General features: G+C 61.8%; 19 protein-coding genes, 1 tRNA gene and 1 pseudogene. 10 read left to right on the forward strand and 11 right to left on the reverse strand.

Annotation, left to right across the window (positions count from 1 at the left end):
• Positions 1-192 precede the first annotated feature (192 nt).
• The 3 genes from folE to NKJ46_RS23355 all read left to right on the forward strand — a co-directional run bounded on the left by folE (position 193) and on the right by NKJ46_RS23355 (position 2,390).
• Positions 193-828, forward strand: coding sequence for a GTP cyclohydrolase I FolE (gene folE / locus NKJ46_RS23345; protein WP_352466975.1), 636 nt, complete (start codon positions 193-195; stop codon positions 826-828).
• Between the two features lie 35 nt (positions 829-863).
• On the forward strand, positions 864-1,334 hold the full coding sequence (hisI, locus tag NKJ46_RS23350; RefSeq protein ID WP_352667963.1) for a phosphoribosyl-AMP cyclohydrolase: 471 nt from the start codon (positions 864-866) through the stop codon (positions 1,332-1,334).
• An 84-nt stretch (positions 1,335-1,418) separates the two neighbouring features.
• On the forward strand, positions 1,419-2,390 hold the full coding sequence (locus NKJ46_RS23355; RefSeq protein WP_352667965.1) for a patatin family protein: 972 nt from the start codon (positions 1,419-1,421) through the stop codon (positions 2,388-2,390).
• Between the two features lie 19 nt (positions 2,391-2,409).
• On the opposite strand, the gene recJ is transcribed toward NKJ46_RS23355, so the two are convergent.
• From recJ to NKJ46_RS23380, 5 genes are all read right to left on the reverse strand, one after another.
• Positions 2,410-4,194, reverse strand: coding sequence for a single-stranded-DNA-specific exonuclease RecJ (gene recJ / locus NKJ46_RS23360; RefSeq protein ID WP_352667967.1), 1,785 nt, complete (start codon positions 4,192-4,194; stop codon positions 2,410-2,412).
• Positions 4,195-4,254: 60 nt separating this feature from the next.
• Positions 4,255-5,238 (reverse strand): class II fructose-bisphosphatase, encoded by a 984-nt coding sequence (gene glpX / locus NKJ46_RS23365; RefSeq protein WP_352667968.1) that lies wholly within the window; start codon positions 5,236-5,238, stop codon positions 4,255-4,257.
• A gap of 199 nt (positions 5,239-5,437) precedes the next feature.
• A complete protein-coding gene (locus tag NKJ46_RS23370) occupies positions 5,438-6,751 on the reverse strand; it encodes a homoserine dehydrogenase (RefSeq protein WP_352667970.1) in 1,314 nt (437 codons plus the stop codon).
• Positions 6,752-7,027: 276 nt separating this feature from the next.
• On the reverse strand, positions 7,028-8,245 hold the full coding sequence (locus tag NKJ46_RS23375; protein ID WP_023678886.1) for an LL-diaminopimelate aminotransferase: 1,218 nt from the start codon (positions 8,243-8,245) through the stop codon (positions 7,028-7,030).
• Positions 8,246-8,285: 40 nt separating this feature from the next.
• Positions 8,286-8,672 carry a hypothetical protein gene (locus NKJ46_RS23380; RefSeq protein WP_352667972.1) on the reverse strand — a complete coding sequence of 129 codons (387 nt, stop codon included), beginning with the start codon at positions 8,670-8,672 and terminating at the stop codon, positions 8,286-8,288.
• 97 nt (positions 8,673-8,769) lie between these two features.
• On the opposite strand from NKJ46_RS23380, the gene phaC reads away from it, so the two are divergent.
• The 3 genes from phaC to NKJ46_RS23395 all read left to right on the forward strand — a co-directional run bounded on the left by phaC (position 8,770) and on the right by NKJ46_RS23395 (position 12,302).
• Positions 8,770-10,605, forward strand: coding sequence for a class I poly(R)-hydroxyalkanoic acid synthase (gene phaC / locus NKJ46_RS23385; RefSeq protein ID WP_352667973.1), 1,836 nt, complete (start codon positions 8,770-8,772; stop codon positions 10,603-10,605).
• Positions 10,606-10,932: 327 nt separating this feature from the next.
• A complete protein-coding gene (locus NKJ46_RS23390) occupies positions 10,933-12,051 on the forward strand; it encodes a YcbK family protein (RefSeq protein WP_352667988.1) in 1,119 nt (372 codons plus the stop codon).
• A gap of 176 nt (positions 12,052-12,227) precedes the next feature.
• A tRNA-Glu gene (locus NKJ46_RS23395) sits at positions 12,228-12,302 on the forward strand.
• Between the two features lie 125 nt (positions 12,303-12,427).
• Here NKJ46_RS23395 and NKJ46_RS23400 read toward each other — a convergent pair.
• Positions 12,428-12,724: a DUF982 domain-containing protein gene (locus NKJ46_RS23400; protein ID WP_023678889.1), complete on the reverse strand. Its 297-nt coding sequence runs from the start codon at positions 12,722-12,724 to the stop codon at positions 12,428-12,430.
• A 295-nt stretch (positions 12,725-13,019) separates the two neighbouring features.
• On the opposite strand from NKJ46_RS23400, the gene map reads away from it, so the two are divergent.
• Positions 13,020-13,847, forward strand: coding sequence for a type I methionyl aminopeptidase (gene map / locus NKJ46_RS23405; RefSeq protein ID WP_352667974.1), 828 nt, complete (start codon positions 13,020-13,022; stop codon positions 13,845-13,847).
• Positions 13,848-13,899: 52 nt separating this feature from the next.
• The gene (gene radC / locus NKJ46_RS23410) at positions 13,900-14,646 is read left to right on the forward strand and encodes a RadC family protein (protein WP_352667977.1); all 747 of its coding nucleotides are present in this window, start codon (positions 13,900-13,902) and stop codon (positions 14,644-14,646) included.
• Positions 14,647-14,724: 78 nt separating this feature from the next.
• Here radC and NKJ46_RS23415 read toward each other — a convergent pair whose 3' ends face one another.
• The gene (locus tag NKJ46_RS23415) at positions 14,725-16,254 is read right to left on the reverse strand and encodes an MFS transporter (RefSeq protein ID WP_352667979.1); all 1,530 of its coding nucleotides are present in this window, start codon (positions 16,252-16,254) and stop codon (positions 14,725-14,727) included.
• Positions 16,255-16,315: 61 nt separating this feature from the next.
• Positions 16,316-16,759, reverse strand: a complete 444-nt coding sequence (locus NKJ46_RS23420; protein WP_352667980.1) for a DUF417 family protein — start codon at positions 16,757-16,759, stop codon at positions 16,316-16,318.
• Between the two features lie 90 nt (positions 16,760-16,849).
• On the opposite strand from NKJ46_RS23420, the gene NKJ46_RS23425 reads away from it, so the two are divergent.
• Positions 16,850-17,371: a MarR family winged helix-turn-helix transcriptional regulator gene (locus tag NKJ46_RS23425; RefSeq protein ID WP_352667981.1), complete on the forward strand. Its 522-nt coding sequence runs from the start codon at positions 16,850-16,852 to the stop codon at positions 17,369-17,371.
• Between the two features lie 205 nt (positions 17,372-17,576).
• Positions 17,577-17,741, forward strand: a pseudogene (locus NKJ46_RS23430) (JAB domain-containing protein); the annotation flags it as partial.
• A gap of 81 nt (positions 17,742-17,822) precedes the next feature.
• On the opposite strand, the gene NKJ46_RS23435 reads toward NKJ46_RS23430, so the two are convergent.
• From NKJ46_RS23435 to NKJ46_RS23445, 3 genes are all read right to left on the reverse strand, one after another.
• Positions 17,823-20,402, reverse strand: a complete 2,580-nt coding sequence (locus NKJ46_RS23435) for a bifunctional diguanylate cyclase/phosphodiesterase (RefSeq protein ID WP_352667989.1) — start codon at positions 20,400-20,402, stop codon at positions 17,823-17,825.
• Between the two features lie 481 nt (positions 20,403-20,883).
• Positions 20,884-21,750, reverse strand: a complete 867-nt coding sequence (locus NKJ46_RS23440) for a class I SAM-dependent methyltransferase (protein WP_352667983.1) — start codon at positions 21,748-21,750, stop codon at positions 20,884-20,886.
• Between the two features lie 233 nt (positions 21,751-21,983).
• A partial coding sequence (locus NKJ46_RS23445; RefSeq protein WP_352667984.1) for a glycosyltransferase occupies positions 21,984-22,291 on the reverse strand: 308 nt, incomplete at its 5' end.

Raw genomic sequence — 22,291 nt, forward strand, 5'->3', positions numbered from 1 at the left:
GTCTTCCTTTCGCTCGGCACGAACATATATAATGGTGGTAGTCGGGTATCGACAAGGCGACCACAAACCTCGTCATACCCAATTCTGTTCACGCCACTTACGGGCTGGAAACCGGGCGAGTTTCTGACACCCGAAAGGTCGTGGTCCGTTCAACTCGTTCCTCCTGAGAGAGGAACTACGGGAGACGCCTTTATGGACGCCGTTATCAAGAAACTCATGCCGCGGTCCGCCTATATGGAAAAGCCGGTCACCGACCGGCCGAGCGAGGCCGAAGTCGAAGCCGCCGTGCGCACCTTGTTGCGCTGGACCGGCGACAATCCTGACCGCGAGGGCCTGATTGACACGCCGAAGCGCGTCACCAAGGCGTTCAGCGAAATGTTCAACGGCTATGATATGTGCCCAGCCGAGGAACTTGGCCGCACCTTCGAGGAAGTCGCCGGCTATGACGATCTCGTCCTCGTCAAGGACATATCCTTCCACTCGCATTGCGAGCATCACATGGTGCCGATCATCGGCAAGGCGCATGTCGGCTATCTGCCTGACGGCAAGGTTGTCGGCCTGTCCAAGATAGCCCGCGTCGTCGACATCTTCGCCCATCGCCTGCAGACCCAGGAAGCGATGACCGCGCAGATTGCCGGCGTCATCCAGGACGTGCTCAATCCGCGCGGCGTGGCCGTTATGCTCGAGGCGGAGCATATGTGCATGGCCATGCGCGGTATCCGCAAGCAGGGCTCCACCACGCTGACCTCAACCTTCACCGGCGTCTTCAAGGACACACCCGAAGAACAGGTCCGCTTCGTCACAATGGTGCGCGGCGGCAGGATCTGATCGGCCTGCCGGCTTCGCTAGATAAGGACCGGCGAATGTCGGCATTGGAATTCCCAAAAGCTCCAACAGACAAGAAGGCACTCGAAGAAGGCGCGGTCCTTTCACCGCGCTTCGATGCTGCCGGCCTCGTCGCTGTCGTGGTCACCGATGCCGAAGACGGCATGCTGCTGATGGTCGCGCATATGAATGCCAAGGCGCTGGCGCTGACGCTCGAGACCGGCATCGCGCACTACTGGTCGCGTTCGCGCAACGCGCTGTGGAAGAAGGGCGAGACCTCTGGCAATGTCCAGCAGGTCGTCGAGATGCTCACGGATTGTGACCAGGACGCGATATGGTTGCGCGTCAAAGTGCTGGGTCATGAAGCAACTTGTCACACCGGCCGACGTTCATGCTTTTATCGGACGGTGGGGCTGAGCGATGGCAAAGGGACGCTTGCCAGCGACGGCAGCAAGCCGCTGTTCGATGCGGAAAAAACCTATCGAAAGCCCAATACACCATCAATATGAACCATTCGCAGCACTTCAGCCACGTATATTCATGATTTCGATACGGCCCGCCTGTAGGATGACCGTGGGACAAGGGAGATTGTGATGCTCGACTGGGCGTCATTGCGCAACAGACCTGACGTTCGGGAGGCCAATGGCCTCTCCTCGGCCGCGGGCGCATCCGAAACCAAATCTCCGGGCAAAACGGGGATTTCGCTGGCATTGGGTGGCGGCTGTGCGCGCGGCTGGGCGCATATCGGCGTGCTGCGCGCGCTTGACGAAGCCGGCATCGAAGTGTCGATGATCGCCGGCACCTCGATCGGCGCGCTGGTCGGCGGCTGCTATGTTGCCGGCAAGCTCGACCAGCTGGAAGAATTCGCGCGCAGCCTGACCAGGCGGCGCATTTTTGGCCTTCTCGACCTCAATCTACGCGGCAGCGGTCTGTTCGGTGGCATGAAGCTCGATGCGCGGCTGCGCGAGCACATAGCCGGCATCCGCTTCGAGGACCTGCCAAAACCATTCGTCTGCGTCGCTGCGGAAATCCGCACCGGCCATGAGATCTGGCTGTCGAGCGGCTCGTTGAGCACCGCCATGCGCGCCTCCTACGCGCTGCCCGGCGTGTTCGAGCCGGTCGCCTGCAATGGGCGTGTGCTGGTTGACGGCGCCCTGGTCAATCCGGTGCCGGTCTCGGTCTGCCGTGCCTACGAGCAGCCGCTCGTAGTCGCGGTGAACCTTCACTACGATCTGTTCGGCCGCGCCGCGGTGATCAAGCACAGTGCCGGCGAGCTGGTCATCGAGAAAGACGCGCCGAGGGCGGGCCACGCCGATCCCGAACGCCAGTCGCGCGAGACGCGGCTCGGCATTACCGGCGTCATGGTCGAGGCCTTCAACATCATCCAGGACCGCATTTCGCGCGCCAGGCTGGCCGGTGACCCGCCGGACATATCGCTGCAGCCGAAGCTCAGCCATATCGGCCTGACCGAATTCCACCGCGCCGACGAAGCGATCCGTATCGGCTACCAGGCGACGATGGCGCAGATCGGCGACCTGACCCGGCTGCAGACCGTCCTCGCTTAGGCAGGGCGGCAGCGAGCTCTCAGGCAAGCGCCGCGTCGACGATACGAAATTGCACCGTGCGGTTGCCGTTCCAGTGGTTGCCCGACAGCGAGCCTGCGACATGCACCGGCTTGCCCCTGTTCTTGAACAGGAATTCGCCGAGCGCAGTATCGACGGCGCGAAAGGCGATCGCCTGGATGCGGCCGCCGCTTTCCGACTGCAGGTCGGCGCGGATGTGGTTGCTGCCGACCGCCCGCGCATCGACAAGCCGGTGACGCGGCAGCGCGAACACCGGCGCGACATGCCCTGCGCCGAACGGCCCTGCCCTCTCAAGCGCATCAAGCAGCGCGAGCGTCGCGCCCTCGGCGGCAAGGGCGCCGTCGATCGCCAGGCTCTCCTCGCCTTGCAGGCGGAACACATCCACAGCCGCGCGCTCTTCGAAGAAAGCCCTGAGTTCGCCGAGCTTCGCCCGTTCGACGGTGATGCCGGCCGCCATTCCGTGGCCGCCGCCCTTGACGATCAACCCGGCATCGGCAGCCTCGCGCACCAGCCGGCCGAGGTCGAAGCCAGACACTGAACGGCCTGAACCGGTACCGACACCATTGGCGTTGAAGGCGATGGCAAATGCGGGCCGGCGCGCATGGTCCTTGAGCCGCGAGGCAAGCAGGCCGACAATGCCCGGGTGCCAGTTGCTGCTGGCTGTGACCACGATTGCCGGACCATTGCCGCCCGCAAGCTCGGCGTCGGCCTCTGAGCGCGCCGCGGCCAGCATCTCCTGTTCCATCGACTGCCGCTCCTGGTTGAGCCGGTCCAGTGTCTCGGCGATGGTGCGGGCCTCGACGGGGTCGTCGGTTGCAAGGAGGCGGCTGCCAAGTGCTGCGTCGCCGATGCGCCCGCCGGCGTTGATGCGCGGACCGATCAGAAAGGCGAGATGGAATGTGTTGATCGGCTCGCCGATACGTGAGACCCGCGCCAGCGCCGCCAGCCCTTCGTTTCTCTGCTGCCGCGCTATCTGCAGCCCCTTGACCACGAAGGCCCGGTTGACGCCGGTGAGCGGCACCACGTCGCAGACAGTGCCCAGCGCCACCAGGTCGAGCAGGCCAAGCAGATCCGGCGGTGCGGCATCCGGCAGGCGGCCGCGCAGGATCTTCGCCGTCTGCACCAGGCAAAGGAAGACGACGCCTGCGGCACAGAGATGGCCTTGCCCGGAAAGGTCGTCCTCGCGATTTGGGTTGACGACCGCAGCAGCCGCCGGCAACAGCCCGCCGACCTGATGGTGATCGAGCACCACAACGTCGGCGCCGGCGGACTTCGCGGCGTCGATGGAAGCAGCACTATTGGTGCCGCAATCGACGGTGACGATCAGCGTCGCGCCGCGCGAGACGAGTTCGCGCATCGCTTCCGGATTGGGGCCGTAACCCTCGAAGATGCGGTCCGGTATATAAATCTCCGACGGCACCGAGAAATGTGCGAGGAAGCGCTTGAGCAGCGCCGACGAGGCGGCGCCGTCGACATCGTAGTCGCCAAAGATCGCCACCTTTTCCCTGGCAACCACCGCTTGGGCGAGGCGAGAGGCCGCCATGTCCATGTCGGTCAGCGATGCCGGGTCGGGCAGCATGTTGCGGATGGTCGGATCCAGGAACCGCTCGGTCTGATCGGCGGTGACGCCGCGCCCGGCCAGCACGCGCGCCACGATGTCGGGCACGCCATAACCTTGCGCGATGGCGAGCGCGGCCATGTCCTGGCGCTCGGTCAGTCGGTGTTCCCAGGAAACGCCGGTGGCCGATTGCCTGACATCGAGGAAAAAGCGTCTTTCCCCCGTCACGTGACGCGCCGTCTGCAATTTGTCATTGCCCACAATATGCAACGGCTAACTGAGTCGAAATCAAAACTTTTCCAGATCGTGGTGCCTGGCCTTAATCTCGCGCACGGTCCGCGATGACGAGCGCAGCACGATCGTATGCGTGGTGATGAAATTGCGGCCGAACTTGACGCCGGCCAGCATGTTGCCGTCGGTCACGCCGGTCGCGGCAAACAGCACGTCCCCGCGTGCCATGTCTTGCGTGTGGTAGATCCGTTTGGGGTCGGAGATGCCCATCTTGGCGGCGCGCGCCAGCTTTTCCGGCGTGTCGAGCATCAACCTGCCTTGCATCTGGCCACCGGTGCAGCGCAAGGCGGCAGCTGCGAGCACGCCTTCCGGCGCACCTCCGGTGCCGAGATAGATGTCGATGCCGGTCTCGTCCGGATCGGTGGTGTGGATAACCCCGGCGACATCACCGTCGCCGATCAGACGGATTGCGGCTCCGGTCGCCCGCACGGCTTCGATCAACGCGCCATGGCGTGGCCGGTCGAGAATACAGGCGGTGATCTCCGCCACCGGCACGCCCTTGGCCTTGGCCAGGCTGGCGATGTTTTCGGCCGGCGAGGCATCGATGTCGATGATGGCGTCGGCATAGCCCGGGCCGATCGCGATCTTGTCCATATAGACGTCGGGCGCGAACAAAAGGCTGCCTTTTTCGGCAATGGCAATAACGGCCAATGCGTTGGGCAGGTTCTTGGCGCAGATCGTCGTGCCTTCGAGCGGATCGAGCGCGATGTCGACAGCCGGGCCTTTGCCGGTACCGACCTCCTCGCCGATATAAAGCATCGGCGCCTCGTCGCGCTCGCCTTCGCCGATCACCACCGTGCCGTTGATGGCAAGGCGGTTGAGCTCCTGCCGCATGGCATCGACCGCGACCTGGTCGGCCGCCTTCTCGTCGCCGCGTCCGCGCAATCTGGCGGCCGCGACCGCGGCGCGTTCCGTGACGCGCACCAACTCCATGGTCAGTATCCGGTCGAGGCCGGCGACAATGTTCTGGGCCACATTCATCGATGGACAATCCTCGTTGGCACTTTGTTTTTATGCATGTCGTTGTCCCGAAACCGCCGCACACTTTTGGGCGACATGCATTAGCCTCCCGCCAGAGACGCGCTTCTTGTGTCAAAGCCCCGTGACAACAGCAAGACCTGCGCTGGACCTTTTTGAAAGCGCAGCAATATCAATCGATTAAACGCAAAATGTGAGACTGCTATCCGGCCCGCTCGATGCGGATGACTTGCGGCTTGTCGGTCAGAAGCCTGTCCCTGGTGATGCCGTCGACGGCCTTGCGCACCGCCGCCTCGGTCGTCTCGTGGGTCACCAGGATGACGGTCTTCTGTGCCTCGGTTTCCGGCCCGGTGGCATGCTGGACAATCGACTCCAGCGAAATGTCGTTGTCGGCCATGCGCTTGGCTATTGCCGCGAAGACGCCGAGGCGGTCGTGCACGGTCAGCCGGATGAAATAGCCGCCGGCATGGCTGCGCATCTGCGCCTTCTTGTAAGGCTTCAATTCCTTCGCCGGCCGGCCGAAGACCGGACCATGCTGGAAGCCGGGCCGGCTCTTGGCGATGTCGGCAATGTCGCCGATCACCGCCGACGCGGTGGCGTTACCGCCGGCGCCAGGGCCGGAAAGCAGCAATTCGCCGAGGATGTCGGTTTCTATCGCCACTGCGTTGGTGACGCCGTGTACCTGCGCGATGACCGAGGCCGTCGGCACCATGGTCGGGTGCACGCGCTGCTCGATGCCGCTTTCGGTGCGTTGGGCGACGCCGAGCAGCTTGATCCGGTAGCCGAGATCGCCGGCTGCGCGGATGTCGGCCTGGCTGATGTTGGAAATGCCTTCCATGTAGATATCGTTGGCAGCGATCCTCGTGCCGAAGGCAAGGCTGGTCAGGATCGACAGCTTGTGCGCGGTGTCGTGGCCCTCGATGTCGAAGGTCGGGTCGGCTTCGGCATAGCCCAGCCGTTGCGCATCCTTCAGGCAGGCATCAAAGGACAGGCCCTCGGCTTCCATGCGCGTCAGAATATAGTTGCAGGTACCGTTGAGGATGCCGAAAACGCGGGTCACCGAATTGCCGGCCATCGCCTCGCGCATTGTCTTGATAACCGGAATGCCGCCGGCCACCGCCGCTTCGTAATTGAGCAGCACGCCTTTCCTCTCGGCGATCTCGGCCAATGCCACCCCGTGCTTGGCAAGCAACGCTTTGTTTGCGGTGACGACATGTCGGCCGGCCTCGAGCGCCGCTTTGACGGACGAGCGTGACGGGCCTTCGTCGCCGCCGATCAGCTCGACGAAGACATCTATCTCGGCGGTCTGCGCCATCTTGACGGCGTCGTCGAACCACTGTGCTGTGCCAAGATCAATGCCGCGGTCGCGTTTGGGATCGCGGGCCGAAACCGCCGACACGACGATGTCGCGTCCGCACTGCCGCGTCAGTTCGGCCGCCTTGTCGCGCAGCACGCGGGCCACCGACGCACCGACGGTGCCGAGGCCGGCAATTCCAACACGCAACGCTTCAGTCATCGGAGAGTCTGTCCGCCAGCTAGAATTGATTTTCGACCGCAACCCGATAGTCGTCGTTTTCATCAGGCTTCCGGATCACGGTGACTATAGTCCCGGGCTGAAACTCCCACACTTCCGAGGCTGGTATGGGCTGGTCCAAGATGAGGTATGTGGTCGGACTAATTTGTTTTGCTTGCACCGGCCGCCAAACGGAAACCGACTCATTGACTAGCCTGACATAAACGACGGCTTGGACGTTCATGCTGGCAGGGTCGGTCATGGCTGTGACTGAACCACTCAGCGATGCGCGGCGAGCGGCACGACATTGTTTGGCTGCTTGGCGCTGGATGCGAGGAAGCGCTTGATGTTGCGCGCAGCTTGCCGGATCCGGTGCTCGTTTTCAACCAGCGCGATGCGCACGTGATCGTCGCCATGTTCGCCGAAGCCGACGCCCGGCGCCACCGCGACGTCGGCGTGCTCGATCAGGAGCTTGGAGAATTCGAGCGAGCCGAGGTGCTTGAACGGCTCCGGGATCGGCGCCCAGGCGAACATCGACGCCGCCGGTGCGGGAATGGTCCAGCCGGCACGGCTGAAGGCGTCGACCATGACATCGCGGCGTTTGCGGTAGACGTCGCGCACTTCGGCGATGTCGGCGCCGTCGCCGTTGAGTGCATGCGCCGCCGCCACCTGGATCGGCGTGAAGGCGCCGTAGTCGAGATAGGATTTCACCCGCGTCAGCGCCGAGATCAGCCGTTCATTGCCGACCGCAAAACCCATGCGCCAGCCCGGCATAGAAAAGGTCTTCGACATCGAGGTGAACTCGACCGCGACGTCTATGGCGCCCGGCACCTGCAGCACCGAAGGCGGCGGATTGCCGTCGAAATAGATCTCCGAATAGGCAAGATCCGACAGGATGATGATGTCGTTCTTCCTCGCGAAGGCCACCACTTCCTTGTAGAAATCGAGCGAAGCGACCAGTGCCGTCGGGTTGGACGGATAATTCAGGATCAGTGCCAGCGGCTTCGGGATCGAATGGCGGATGCCGCGCTCCAGGGCCGGGATGAAGCCGTCGTCCGGCTCGACCTGCAGCGAGCGGATGACGCCGCCCGACATGATGAAGCCGAAGGCGTGAATCGGATAGGTCGGGTTGGGGCAAAGGATCACGTCGCCGGGGGCGGTGATCGCCTGCGCCATATTGGCAAAGCCCTCCTTCGAGCCGAGCGTCGCCACCACCTGGCTGTCCGGATCGAGCTTCACGCCGAAGCGGCGGGCATAATAGTTGGCCTGGGCACGGCGCAGGCCCGGAATGCCGCGTGACGACGAATAGCGGTGCGTGCGCGGATCGCGTACCACCTCGCAGAGTTTGTCGACGATGGCTTTGGGCGTCGGCAGGTCCGGATTGCCCATGCCAAGGTCGATGATGTCGGCGCCGCGCGAACGGGCGCTGGCCTTCAGCCGGTTGACCTGTTCGAAGACATAGGGCGGAAGCCGGCGGACCTTGTGAAATTCTTCCATGGCAGTTCCAGACAGTGAGGTTGCGGTCGCGCGTATAAGCCTATTTGCAATTAGGGTCGAGAGCGGGGTCGCATTTGCCTTCGATCTGCTTCAGCGCCTCGGCGCCGTGTTTTTTTGCGAGTTGGTCCAGCGCTGCCTGGTCCGCGACCTTGATGCCGCCGCCCTTCGCGGCCTGGCTCTGCTCCTCGGCCTTCAGTTGGGCGAGCTTGGCGTTCTTTTCCTCGTCGGTGAATTGCTCGGCCGCCACCTGCGGCCGGATATTCAGGTTCGGATAGGAACCGGTATCCTTCGCCCCGACAAGGCCGGTGGTGGGCGCCGCACCTTCTATGTTGCTGCTCGTGCAACCGGCCATCGCCAACATGACGAGCGCCATGCGGCAAAAACGACCAGTGCCGGAAAAAACGTTCTTGCCAATATTAATCGTCATATTGTTTTCCTGGCGGCCGGGTTAGAGCACATTGGACCCTGTCCGATATCCCATGGTAATATGTCAACAAAACGCTTCGGGAGGAACCCCGCGAACCATGTCCAAAACACCCGATTCGGGCAAAGCGGAAGATGACCAACCTTCGACCGTCGAGCAATATCTGGTGAAGGACCCGGAACGCTTCGCTCTGAACATGGCCCGCGTGATCGAGCAGGCCGGCAAGGCCGCCTCGGCATGGGCCGAGCCGCGGGAAAAAGGCGAGGTACGCGATCATGTCGCCGAGCCGTTCGTCGACATGGTGAAAACCTTCTCCAAGCTCAGCGAATACTGGCTTTCCGACCCGCAGCGCGCGCTTGAGGCGCAGACGCGGCTGTTCTCCGGCTATATGACCGTCTGGGCCAACTCCATCCAGCGTCTCAGCGCCGGCGGCGAAGATGCCGACGACGCGGTCAAGCCCGAGCGCGGCGACAAGCGTTTCCAGGACCCCGAATGGGGCCGCAACGCTTTCTTCGATTTTCTCAAACAGGCCTATCTGGTCACCTCGCGCTGGGCGGCCGAACTGGTCGAGCACGCCGACGGCCTGGACGAGCACACCCGCCACAAGGCCGGCTTTTATGTCAAGCAGGTGTCCAATGCCATCTCGCCGTCGAATTTCATCCTGACCAATCCGGAATTATTTCGCGAGACCGTCGCCTCGAACGGCGAAAACCTGGTGCGCGGCATGAAGATGCTGGCCGAGGACATTGCCGCCGGGAAGGGCGACCTGAAGCTGCGGCAGGCCGATTATTCACCCTTCGAGATCGGCAAGAATCTCGCCGCGACGCCCGGCAAGGTGGTCGGCCGCAGCGACATCGCCGAAATCCTGCAATACGAGCCGGCGACCGAGACCGTGCTCAAGCGGCCGCTGCTGATCTGCCCGCCATGGATCAACAAATACTACATTCTCGACCTCAACCCGCAAAAGTCCTTCATTGGTTGGGCAGTCGAGCAAGGCCACACCGTCTTCGTCATCTCCTGGATCAACCCGGATGAGCGGCACGGCGCCAAGAGCTGGGAGGCCTATATCAGGGAGGGCCTGCAATACGGCCTCGACACGATCGAAAAGGCCACCGGCGAAAGGCAAGTCAACGCCATCGGCTATTGCGTCGGCGGCACGCTTCTGGCGGCGGCCCTGGCGCTGATGGCGCAGGAAGGCGACCACCGCATCAAATCCGCCACCTTCTTCACCACCCAGGTCGATTTCACCTATGCCGGCGATCTAAAAGTGTTCGTCGACGAGGAGCAGGTCGCGGCCGTCGAAAAGGCGATGAACGAAAAAGGCTATCTCGACGGCACCAAGATGGCGACCGCCTTCAACATGCTGCGCTCGGGCGACCTGATCTGGCCCTATGTCGTCAACAACTACATGCGCGGCAAGGATCCCCTGCCCTTCGACCTGCTCTACTGGAATGCCGATTCGACCCGAATGGGCGCTGCCAATCATTCTTTCTACTTGCGCAATTGCTACCTCGAGAACAGGCTTTCGCAAGGCATGATGGAACTGGCGGGCCGCACGGTTTCGCTGAAGGACGTTACCATTCCCGTCTACAACCTCGCCTCCAAGGAGGACCACATCGCGCCGGCGCTGTCGGTATTCCTCGGCTCGAAATATTTCGGCGGCGAGGTCGACTACGTCATGGCCGGCTCCGGCCATATCGCCGGGGTCGTCAATCCGCCGGCGGCGCAGAAATATCACTACTGGACCGGCAGCAAGCCGGCCGGCGACTTCGACCAGTGGCTCGCCGGGGCCACCAACCATCCCGGTTCCTGGTGGCCGCACTGGCAACGCTGGATCGAAGCCAAGGACAATACCCGCGTACCGGCCCGCAAACCGGGCGAGCATATGCAAGTTCTAGGCGAAGCCCCCGGCACCTATGTCAAGGTGCGCGTGTAACCATCTGTAATGTGTGGTGAGTTGACGCGCCGCCAAAAGCGGGCGAAATGGTGCCGTCAACCCTGAGCAGCCTTGATTCATCCTCTAGCCGCCAAATTACTTTGAGGCTTGCAGATTTGACACAGGTCTCGTTTCCGGTTCGGGGAACAAGGGTCATTTCGACGAGACGTTTCGACGCCGCGCCAATGACGAACCGGTCGGATATCGAGGGGGAATTTTGTTTTGAGATCAGCAGGATCGCGCCTCGCGAAGGGAGAAAGCCGCGCCATTGTGGCGGCGCTTTTCTCGGTGCTCCTGGCGTCCTGCACCTCGGCTGGCGACCCGACCATGTCGGTCGGCATGCCAGGCTATAATACCTTGGCTACCGAAATCAGCACGGCCGCCGGTGCGCCCCAGGCCAGCACGGCCGCATCATCGTCGCAGATGACAACTGCACAAATGACGATGAATGCCGAGGGCGACGCCAACCTTCCCGAGCAGGTGGCCTATGTGCCAGTGGCCAAGCCGGGGGCCAAGCCCGATGCCGGCTTCCCGATCGCCGTTCCCACGGCAGCCGAGACGATCGCGGGACAGACGCCGCAGCCGCTGCAACCAAACGCCCAGACGGCCGAACAGGCCGTGGCACAGAACAGTGCTGATGGATCGAAGCCCGACGCCAAGGCCGCTGCACCGGCGATGAACAACCCGGTCTATGTGACCGCCGGCGAAATGCCGCAGCCACAGGCCTACGCACCGAAGAAAAACTTCCTGGCCTCGCTGTTCAGCGCCACGCCTGCCTCGGCGGCACCTCCTTCGCCGGCCAACAGCAGATCGGGCGGGCAGGCAACCGTCGTGCAGGCCAAGGCGACGCCTGCGACAAAACCCACCGTCACCCTGGCCTCGGCCGATCCGGCTGAAAAGCCGGTTCAGTTGGTGTCGACGGGCGATACCAGCCACTTCACGGCCGATGCGCTGCCCGGCGTGCGCCAGACGGCGCTGTTCGAGATCAAGCGCAAATCCGGCCTCGACGATGAGAGTGATGTCGATCTCAACGAAGACGAAGGGTCGGGTGGCGCCTACCAGGTCGCCTCCGCGGCCGGCCTCGCCCGGCTGGCACCCAACGGCCTCCTGAAACAGAACGAAAGCGTCGATGTCGCCTGCTTGAAGCCGTCTCTGGTTCGCGTGCTGAAGACGATCGAAGGCCACTACGGCCGCAAGATGACGGTCACCTCCGGCTATCGCGATCCGGCCCGCAACCGCCGTGCCAACGGCGCCAAGAACTCGCTGCACATGTACTGCGCCGCCGCCGACATCCAGGTTCCCGGCGTCTCGAAATGGGAACTGGCGAGCTACATCCGCACCATGCCGGGCCGCGGCGGCGTCGGCACCTACTGCCACACCGAATCCGTTCACGTCGATGTCGGCCCGGAGCGCGACTGGAACTGGCGCTGCCGCAGGCGCGGCTAGGGCGAGGTTCTTCCGCCACTGCGAAGGCCCCCTTCGGCGGCGTTGCATCATGCCGAAAAAACCAGCTTGGCTGTCGGAAAGACGCGGTTTGGAGCCAAAGGAAAAAAGTTGTCGCAGCCGGCGGCAGACGGCTTGCCGGTTTGTCGCGACGCAACTATAAGCGCTCACATCTGAGCGCGCCCATCGTCTAGCGGTCAGGACACCGCCCTTTCACGGCGGTAACAGGGGTTCGATTCCCCTTGGGCGTACCAGCATTTCAACTTGGCATATGTCTATCGCCAGCGTGATGCTGCGCAAGCTTTGCTTGACCCGCCACTCCGATGGGGATGTCGGCAAAGGAGGGGCGAAGACGACTGAGGATTACGTCGAAGGCTTTCTACGCCCGCAGTCCCCTCGCCTCGCCGCCGCGCTTGCGCGGAACCATCATGTCCCTGGCCAGCAGGCCGCTCACCCGGCAAAAGGCCATGAAGGCCCGCCATGCGTCTTCGGTCTCGACGATGTCCACCGTGGCGCCAAAACAGGCATTGAACGCGGCCTGGTAGGTTGGTCCCTTCCGGCGAACCGGCCACGTTTGCAGGAAATCGAGCGCCTGCTCGACACTGTAGATTTCCTCGACCGGCTGGCCGGGCACAGGCGCGATCCGCACCGGCACCTCGAATTGCAGTCTGTCCATTCGATCTCTCCCGAACCGACGCCCCGCAGCAACGCCGTTGGTCGCAAAAAAATGCGGTGGCGGCTTAACGCTTGGGCCGCTTCTCGCCTAAAAATGTGTCGTCACTACGGTAGCCAATGAACCCGGCGAAGCGTGGGCCGCAACAGGCAAGGAGAATACCTCACGCGTGAATATCGCCGGTCTTCGGCTGTCGGCGGCAGTTCGTCCTTGAACCTTGCGCTTTCCAGTGCCAAATCTGGGGGAATTTCTCTCGCGGGGCTCATCCAGGCCTCGCATCCCTGCAAGACGGATAAAAATGGTCACCTATCTCGACGCCGCCACGGCACCGCTCAGAAACACCGGCCAGATCCGTCTTTACAACGAGGAAGGTTTTGTCGGCATGCGCAAGGCTTGCGATCTCACCGCGCGCTGCCTCGACGAACTGGTGCCGATGGTGGCGCCCGGCGTCACTACTGAAGCAATCGATCGCTTCGTCTTCGAGTTCGGCATGGACCACGGCGCGCTTCCGGCGACGCTCAACTACCGCGGCTACACGAAATCATCCTGCACCTCGATCAATCACGTCGTCTGTCACGGCATACCCGACAACAAGCCGTTGAAGGATGGCGACATCGTCAATATCGACGTCACCTATATCCTCGACGGCTGGCATGGCGACTCCTCGCGTATGTATCCGGTGGGCACGATCAAGCGTGCCGCGGAGCGGCTGCTCGAAGTCACGTATGAGTGCCTGATGCGCGGCATCGCGGCAATCAAGCCGGGCGCGCGCACCGGCGCCGTCGGCGCCGCCATCCAGACCTACGCCGAAGCCGAGCGTTGCTCGGTGGTGCGCGATTTCTGCGGCCATGGCGTCGGCCGGCTGTTTCACGACGCGCCGAATATCCTGCATTACGGCAGCGCCAGCGAAGGCGTCGAGATGCGGCCGGGCATGATCTTCACCGTCGAGCCGATGATCAATCTCGGCCGGCCGCATGTGAAAGTGCTGTCGGACGGCTGGACCGCGGTGACGCGCGACCGTTCGCTGTCGGCGCAGTACGAACACACGATCGGCGTCACCGAGACCGGCTGCGAGATCTTCACGCTATCGCCAAAAAACCTCGACCGCCCCGGCCTGCGGGCCTAGTGTCTGGCAGATCGGGCGTTACCTTGCCCGGTAAATGCTGGGTGGGGCAGCCATGAATGGTGACGACGACGAGCGGGCCTTCTTTCCCGAAAGGCCGGTGCGATCGCCCGCGAAGGCGGTGGCCGCCGACAAGCCACATTATCTCGGCCATCGCGACCGCTTGCGCGAGCGCTTCGCCGCCGGTCCCAACACCCTCCCCGACTATGAACTGCTCGAGCTTTTATTGTTTCGGCTAATCCCGCGCGCCGATACCAAGCCGGTCGCCAAGGCATTGCTGGCACGCTTCGGTACATTGGCCGAGGTCCTCGGCGCGCCCATCGAGCGCCTGCAGGAGGTGAAGGGCATCGGCCCGGCGGTGGCGCTCGACCTCAAGGTGGTTGCGGCAACGGCGCAGCGCATGGCGCGCGGCGAGATCGCCAGCCGCGAGCTGTTGTCGACCTGGACGCAGGTTCTCGAATACTGCCGGTCGGTGATGGCGTTCGAGGAGCGCGAGCAGTTCCGCATCCTGTTCCTCGACAAGAAAAACGCGCTGATCGCCGACGAAGTCCAGCAGGTCGGCACCGTCGACCACACCCCGGTCTATCCGCGCGAGGTGGTCAGGCGCGCCTTGGAGCTCTCTGCCACGGCGATCATTCTGGCGCATAACCATCCGTCGGGAGACCCGACGCCATCGCGCGCCGACATCGAGATGACCAAGCTGATCATCGAGACGGCCAAACCGCTGGGCATTGCCGTTCACGACCACATCATCATCGGCAGGAAAGGCCACTCCAGCATGAAGGGCCTGCTGCTGATTTGATCGAGAATGCCTGCATCACCGCGATCGCGCGCGCACGATGAAGACAGGCGACGATCCTGCACTTGGCCAGGCGAGGCGTTATCCCTGCGTCTTCAGCCCCCGAAGCATTGTCACTGCGACAATTGCCGTCAGCAGCACAATCCCCGCGGCAGTCAAGAACGTGATGTCCGCCGCGCTCGTGTACGCGCTTTGCGCTGCCAACAATAACGCGCTGCCGTCGCCGAGACTTGGCGCAAGGCTGCTCGCTGCCCCAATACCGCGTAGCGCGGTCTCTATTGTGTTGGCGGGAATACCCGCGGGCATGGTGATGCCGAGCGCAGAGCGATAAAGGAGGGTGGCAAGACTGCCAAGCAAGGCGATGCCTAGCGCGCCACCGAACTCGGAGGCCGTCTCGGAAAGGGCCGAGGCAGCGCCGGATCGCTCCTTGGGCGCCGCGCTTACGACGAGGTCCGCGACGATCGCAATTCCGGGAGCCGAGCCGATCGAGAACAGCACGTTTCCCAGAACAATCAGAACCAAGCTGTGTATTTCCCCGGCGTATGCCATCAGGGCGAGACCGCCAGCAGCAAGCGTCAGGCCGAAGCCGAGGACATAAGCTGGCCGCATCAGCCTGAGCACAGCCGAAGTCAACAATGATCCCACGATGAAGCCGAGCCCGGCCGGGATGCTCCAGAGGCCCGCTTCCAGGGGGGTTAGCCCCAAGACCAACTGGAGATACTGGGCGACAAGAACGAGAATTCCGAAGCCAACGAAGAAGTCGAGGACGTTAATGCCGAGCGCCGCCACCACAGCCGGCCGCTTGAACAGGCGCAAGTCAAGCAGCGGATCGGGCAAGCTCATCTGCCGCCTCGCGAACACCACTCCGAACAACAGGCCTAGTGCGACCGCGGATGCCGCCCACACGACACTGCCGCCCTCAGCAACTAGCTTGATCCCGAAGACGATCGGCAACACAGCTGCCAGAGACAAGGCAGCACTCAGGATATCAAGTCGCCCGGCGTTTGGGGTCCTGTGCTCGGGCAGCAATACCGGTCCGACTATCAGCAGAAGCGCCGTAATGGGGAGAGGCACCAGAAACACGGCTCCCCACCAGAAGTGTGATAGAAGCAGACCACCAACGACCGGGCCGATCGCGCCGCCAAACGAGAAACTCGCGACCCAGACGCTTACAGCGAAGGTCCGCTGACGGTCATAGCGGAACATGTTGCTGATGAGAGATAGCGTCGAGGGCGCCAGCGTTGCGCCAGCAATCCCGAGCAGTGCCCGAGCCAGGATGAGCATCTCGGCACTGCGCGCAAAGGCTGCGGCCAGCGACAGGAGCCCGAAAGACGTAGATCCAATCAGCAGCAGCTTCCGCCGGCCGATGCGATCGCCAAGAGCTCCCATGATGAGGAGCGACCCGGCCGCCAGAAAGCCGTAGATGTCCACGATCCAGAGCAGTTGCGCGGCCGTGGGCTTGAGGTCGGCGCTTAGCGATGGCACGGCCAGGTTCAGCACGGTCAGATCCATCGCGTAGAGTATGCAGGGCAGCGCGATGATGGCGAGGCCGATCCATTCGCGATGCGTGGCTCGGCCCGTGTGCAGGCCGGTGGTGTCGGATGTGCCCATTGCCATCTCCCGATTGTTGAAGTCCGCTGACGGATTGCCTGGCTGCTTACGCCGCTATCATTCAAAGCGAAGACACGCGCGGCTTTGTGGCCTCCAAGGCCTCACCAGCGGACCAAAGCGCAACCCCGAGAAGGGTCAGGTCCTTGACGATGAAGGCGCCAAGCGCCGGGTCGAGTTGCGGCGTGGTGACGAGGAAACTCAGCGTGACCACCAGCGAGGCAGCGATGCCGTAACTGCCAATTGCCGAGACCCATGGGGTAAAGGGACGCGAGGCCATCATGAGAGCCAAGGCGATCTCCACAACGCCGATGAGGTCCGAGGACAGTTGCTGATTGAGCAGTCCGGGGAGCCAGAATAAGAACGGGCTGTGAACAAGCAACGGATGAATCGCAGTCGCTTCGGCCGCAGTGAACTTCGCCACTCCGAACAACACGAAAAATAGGACAACGCTATATCGAGCTACCACCTGCCCTGCCACCAGGGTCCATTTCCGCAAAGTTGTCATGACTTTTCCCTTGAAAAGTGCGTGCTACACGCACATAATAAGTCATATAATTGCTAGCGCCGTCAACCCCTCATGATAAAGACTGCCGCCATGACACGTTTGAGAACCGCCAATATGCTTGCCGCCTTCGCTGGCGAAATCGCTGAGCGCGTGGACGCGACCCTCAAAAGTCACCCCAACCAAACCGACTCTGCCTCAGCTGCGCTCAACATCATGGGCTTTTGGGAGGGCATCACCAACGCGCAGCTCGCGCGGGCGCTAAACCTCTCGCACACTGCGACGGTGCGTCTGGTCGACAAGCTTGAGGCTCAGGGTTTCGTCGAAGCTCGCAAGGGTGAAGACAAGCGTGCTACGCACCTCCACGTCACTCCGGCCGGCCGCGAAGCCGTATTGCCCGCCCTTGTCGCACGTTGCGCGGCGGTCAATGACTATCTTGGGGTCCTCACCGCGGCTGAGGAAAAACAACTCACCGGCCTTCTCGAAAAGCTAATGCGCCCACTAGCGACGGATGCATACGGCGTCAGCCATTTTTGTCGCCTCTGCGAATTTGCGGCGTGTCCCGGGGACCAGTGCCCGATGCACGCCAACATAGAGTCTTGGCCCGAAATTTGACGGACCATGTACCTTGCGTCGCGATATCCGGACGCCCCCTCGGCGACGTCCCGAGGCGAGAAGCACCACGGCAACATTCGCGGGACGTCTGATATTTCTCGATGAATGAAGATGTGAGGGAGCGTGAAGGGTCACGTGGTTCCCCAGCGATTTCTCCAAATCAAGACAATTCTGTCAGTTCAATGCGATGGGTCCTGAGGGGAGACTGCTCCACAACCATCCGTCGGGCGACCCGCCGCCGTCGCGCGCCGACATCGAGATGACCAAGCTGATCATAGAGACGGCCAAACCGCTTGGCATTGCCGTTCACGACCACATCATCATCGGCAGGAAAGGCCACTCCAGCATGACGGGCCTGCTGCTGATCTGAGATTTGCTGTTATCAGCTTTGTTGCGCAGATGTACTGCGACGCTCAAGGCGGATCGGGTCGGCAAACTCTGGCGCCGAGGCTCAGCTGGCCGTGCGCAGGCGCCGCGATCGGACAAAGGTCTCAAGTCCCGCGGAATCGAACGCGTGGCCAAAGGCATAACCCTGCAATATGTCGCAGCCCAGGCCCTCGAGTAGCCGCGCGTGCTGCATCGTCTCGACGCCTTCCGCCACGACCTCGATACCCAACGACTTGCCGATTTCAATAATCGACGAGACAACCTGCCTTCTCTGCGGCGATTTGACGATTGGGGTAACCAGCTGCCGATCTATCTTCAGCCGGCGAGGCTGCAACTTCAGCAAACTGACTATCGAAGCGTAACCGGTACCAAAATCGTCTATTTCGATGTCAATCCCCAGTTCTTTTATCTGCTCGATGTTCCAGGTGACAAGATCGTCGTTCTCGTCCAGGAAAATCGACTCAACGAGCTCAAACGAAACTGTTCCTTTCTTGATATTTTGTTCTCGCAGGCTCTTGATGAGCTCTTCGTCTTGAAGGCGCCTCGCCGAGACATTGACCGACACCCGTGGAATGTTAAGTTTTGCCGCGGACCACTCTTCGAAATCCGAAAGCGATTGCTTCAATATGGCTTGATCGATGATCGAGACGACGTTCAGTTCTTCTGCAATCCTCAGGAAGACGTCGGGCGCCAAAATACCCTTTACTGGATGTCGCCACCTCGCAAGCGCCTCAACCCCAACGATTTCGAGCGTCTTTGCGTCAAATTGGGGCTGGTAGAACGGAATGAATTCGTTGCGCTCGAGGCCGCCGAGAATTTCGTCGGCAATCCGCTTTGTATCGACGATTTCGCTTTGCATCGCGTCGGTGAAGAATTCGTATCGATTGCGCCCACGCCTCTTTGCTCGGTAAAGCGCAATATCGGCGTTCACCAGCAGGTGTTTGGCTTCGACATCTTTTCCGTTGTCGACAGCTATACCCACGCTGACGCCAAAACGGCATCGATGGCCTTGATAGTAGACCGGTTCGCGCATCTGGCTGATGACTCGACCGGCAAGCAGCGCCAGTTGCTTGGTATCGTCGCGTACCACGCACAGAACGATGAATTCGTCTCCTCCGATGCGGGCGACGAATCCCTCGTCGCCGACCTTCGATCTGAGGACTGTCGACGCGTGAACCAACATTGCGTCACCGGCGGCGTGGCCCAGCGTATCGTTGATGTGCTTGAACCGATCCAGATCGATGTGAAGCAGTGCCGCATGCCCGCCTGAGCGCCTGGCGTTTGCCGCGTAGTCTTCCAGTACCTGGTCGAGGTAACGCCGGTTGGGCAAGCCGGTCAGCGAGTCATGAAGCGCGATGTGCTCTATGCGCGCCTTGGCTGACTCGAGTTCTGCATTTTTCGACTCGGACAGCTGTTTTGCGCGAACCAGATCCTTGTTCAGCAGGACGTCGGCAGTCACATCCCATTCCGCGCCGATCATTTTTGGGGTGTCGTTTGTGGCACGGTAAAGGATCGCCTTGGACCGGACATGACGGATTTCGCCATTCGGGCGCACAATCCGGTACTCCGACAAATAGGGTCGTCCGCTGGCCACCGCCCTATCGAAATCTGCGTTGGCGCCAGCCAGATCATCTGGATGGATCGCTCCCGCCCAGTCTGTGTAGCCCCGGTGCTCCCCCGCTGGTTTGCCATATATTTCATTGACGCGTTCATCCCATGTAAGCTCGTTGGTCGCGAGATCGTGTTCCCAAACCCCGATAGCCGAAGCTTCCAGAGCGAGTTCAAGGCGCCGTGACAATCGGCGCAATTCCGCATAATTGCGCTGTCTTTCGCCTATCAGACGACCAGTGACCAGGAAGGGGAACACAACCAAGGCCCCGGCCGTCGCCATGATCGCGCGCAACAACCATGCGTTACTTGGCGTCGAAGGCCAGCCATTCTTGGGAATGGCAGCCAGCTGCCACGAGCCGGAAGGAAGCAAAACGTCAGCCGTCACCGGATCGCTTTTGCTGATCTCCTCATTGCCGTAGAATTGACCACCACGGTGACCAAGGGCGTCCCTGCCGATCAGCGCGACGTCGATCCCGAGATCGCCGTCAAGCATGCCGCTCGCTCTGTAAAGGCGCTGCACGTCGACAACGGCGGAAATGATGCCCCAGAACCTTTCCGTGTTGCCCGCGCTCGGCACGAAAACCGGAAAGCGGCCGATGAAGCCTTGTCCTCCCTGCTTCAGCTCGACGGGACCGGCAAGCACCAGCTTGCGTTCATCTCGCGCCCTTAGCGCAGCCGCACGCTGCCGCTCGTTCTTGCGGTAGTCCAGGCCCATCGCCTGCTCATTACCCTCCATCGGGTACATCAGGGAAACGACCAGATCGGGCGCGCCGGCAATATTGTTCAATTGCGAGTCGGCGCCAAACAGATTGCTCGCCAGCGAGGCGAAGCGTTGCTGTCCCATATAGGGTTCGGTCACGACCGCAGCGACCAATCCACGCACGAGTTGAAGGTTTCCGTTGATATTGCCTTCGAGCTTGGCGCGGATGAGATTGACCTTGGTCAGCACGTCCGCACGGACGGCCTGGTCCGAGACGACTTTGTTCTGGTGCTCCGCGAACGCTGCGCTGATAAGAATGACGACAAGCGCGATCGTCGCCGGAATATTTGCCGACGAAAAGACGACCTCCTTGATGCCGCCGAACCTAGCGCGGAAAAAAGCCAATAGGCGATTCCTCAAGTGCCATTTCAGGTTCCCGGGTCGACCCGATGAGGAACATTAGCGTTCAATGTTTAATTTGACCTTCACGCTCCTTAGAGCTTTTGCACTTTCCGACCGTTGCTGATGTTGCAGGCCCGAGCGGTTGGAGCCAGCCGCCGACTTCCACTGACATGGCCCCACCGATTGAGGTGCGCTGGTGCCGGCGATCCAGCGTTTGTCGACCATTCGCGAGGAAGGGAGCAGGAAGCGGCGGCCGGCCGCCGTTTCCTGCTCATCTCGAGGCGTTCGTCTGTGGAAACGGAACCACAGAGAGGCCAGCTAGATCAGGCTTGCTCGGAAGATCGAGGAGCGCGAGCGCAATTGCACACGTCGACGCGCTCCGAACCGAGTACTCAAGCGTGTTGGACCTGGACTAGTGCCCCTCAATCGACTTGGGAGATACAAGATATGGTATCTTGCCGACGCTGCGCTTCGTCGCGCCAATGGAATAAGCCATCGGTATCTTGGGAGAGTTCTCGGGCAAGCCGTACATGTCCTTGCCGGCCCGTACGGCAAATGAAAAGTGCTGCCATGAAACCGTGTCGTGCTCATTGAGAAAATCGAGCGTCAGACCAGCTGAAATCAGCGCATTCACCACGTCACTGATCGGGTGAATCCACTCATAATATCGAGGATGCTTCAAGATGCGATCATCGCCGGTGTAGGTCAGTTCCTCGTTCCAGGCGAGCGGCCGAGCTATCGGCGTTCGCCAGTCGTGCTTCAATTCGAGGGCCGCGGCCTTTCGATCGCACTGAAACATCAATGGATGGCCCTCGGCCATATAGAGGCGGCCGCCGGGTCGCAGGAGATCGGCAACCACCCGCGCCCAACGGAACACGTCGTCCAGCCAGTTTACCGAACCCCAGGTAACGTAAGCGATGTCAAAGGTCCGGCCGAGCGCTTCCACTGCCTCGAACAGTGGCGCCTCCACGAAGCGCACGTCGGTGCCTGCCTTCGCAGCAAAATCCCGCGCCGCCACGATCGCCGTCGGTGAAAAGTCGAGCCCGGTCACGCTGCCCGCGCCAAGATTCTTCAGGCTGATCGTGTCAAGACCGATGTGACATTGCAGGTGGACGATATCCTTGCCGGCGATATCGCCGAGCTCGCGCGTTTCCAGCTCATAGAGATTGGATCCGCCGGCCAGCACATTCTCGATGTGGTAGCTGCCCGTTGTGTCGGTCGAGTGCAGTTCGGCCCGATCATCCCAATTAAGGCGGTTCACGCCCAGAAACCGTTCCAAATTCCCCCACCCCTGACTGACGCATGGTAAACAAGTCGTTAAAGTACCTTTGCAGCGAAAGTATCGCGCGTCAATCCGGACCGGGCGGCAGTGCGCCGCCGCTCGCGAAAGCATTAGCCCCGGGAAGGCTTGCTGCTGATCAAGGGTTCTGGCGCAGTCGCCACGCCCGGCGACAAGGCCCCGCACGCGCCCTGACGCCACCCTAAGTGGTCGGCATGTGGATTAGTCGGTTCTCAGCCCGGCACAGCCACCATTGCGATATTTCTGGAGAGCTCGTTTGTGGGGGCAACTGCGCGTGCTGTGCTGCTCGTGAGTGCTCGGTAGAGTGCCACATAATCGCTGCACATGCGCTCGACCGTGAACCGCTTCTCGAACGTCTGCCGCACTCGTGCGCGATCGAGGCTGTCTATGCGCCGGAGCGCGCCCACAGCTTCCTCCACCGTATCCACGATCCATCCGGACACACCGTCATCGATGATCTCCGGGACGGCGCCACGCCGGAACGCAACCACCGGCGTACCGCAGGCCATTGCTTCGATCG

Source organism: Mesorhizobium sp. M0166 (assembly GCF_040322255.1).
Classification (GTDB): domain Bacteria; phylum Pseudomonadota; class Alphaproteobacteria; order Rhizobiales; family Rhizobiaceae; genus Mesorhizobium.

What these genes read in the sequence shown, in the direction of transcription:
- folE (WP_352466975.1), top strand. Translation starts at nt 193, where the DNA reads ATGGACGCCGTTATCAAGAAACTCATGCCGCGGTCCGCCTATATGGAA.
- NKJ46_RS23425 (WP_352667981.1), top strand. Translation starts at nt 16,850, where the DNA reads ATGACACGTTTGAGAACCGCCAATATGCTTGCCGCCTTCGCTGGCGAA.
- NKJ46_RS23390 (WP_352667988.1), top strand. Translation starts at nt 10,933, where the DNA reads ATGTCGGTCGGCATGCCAGGCTATAATACCTTGGCTACCGAAATCAGC.
- NKJ46_RS23375 (WP_023678886.1), bottom strand. Translation starts at nt 8,245, where the DNA reads ATGGAAGAATTTCACAAGGTCCGCCGGCTTCCGCCCTATGTCTTCGAA.
- phaC (WP_352667973.1), top strand. Translation starts at nt 8,770, where the DNA reads ATGTCCAAAACACCCGATTCGGGCAAAGCGGAAGATGACCAACCTTCG.
- NKJ46_RS23355 (WP_352667965.1), top strand. Translation starts at nt 1,419, where the DNA reads ATGCTCGACTGGGCGTCATTGCGCAACAGACCTGACGTTCGGGAGGCC.
- NKJ46_RS23400 (WP_023678889.1), bottom strand. Translation starts at nt 12,724, where the DNA reads ATGGACAGACTGCAATTCGAGGTGCCGGTGCGGATCGCGCCTGTGCCC.
- map (WP_352667974.1), top strand. Translation starts at nt 13,020, where the DNA reads ATGGTCACCTATCTCGACGCCGCCACGGCACCGCTCAGAAACACCGGC.
- NKJ46_RS23370 (WP_352667970.1), bottom strand. Translation starts at nt 6,751, where the DNA reads ATGACTGAAGCGTTGCGTGTTGGAATTGCCGGCCTCGGCACCGTCGGT.
- NKJ46_RS23380 (WP_352667972.1), bottom strand. Translation starts at nt 8,672, where the DNA reads ATGACGATTAATATTGGCAAGAACGTTTTTTCCGGCACTGGTCGTTTT.
- NKJ46_RS23420 (WP_352667980.1), bottom strand. Translation starts at nt 16,759, where the DNA reads ATGACAACTTTGCGGAAATGGACCCTGGTGGCAGGGCAGGTGGTAGCT.
- NKJ46_RS23415 (WP_352667979.1), bottom strand. Translation starts at nt 16,254, where the DNA reads ATGGGCACATCCGACACCACCGGCCTGCACACGGGCCGAGCCACGCAT.
- hisI (WP_352667963.1), top strand. Translation starts at nt 864, where the DNA reads ATGTCGGCATTGGAATTCCCAAAAGCTCCAACAGACAAGAAGGCACTC.
- radC (WP_352667977.1), top strand. Translation starts at nt 13,900, where the DNA reads ATGAATGGTGACGACGACGAGCGGGCCTTCTTTCCCGAAAGGCCGGTG.
- glpX (WP_352667968.1), bottom strand. Translation starts at nt 5,238, where the DNA reads ATGAATGTGGCCCAGAACATTGTCGCCGGCCTCGACCGGATACTGACC.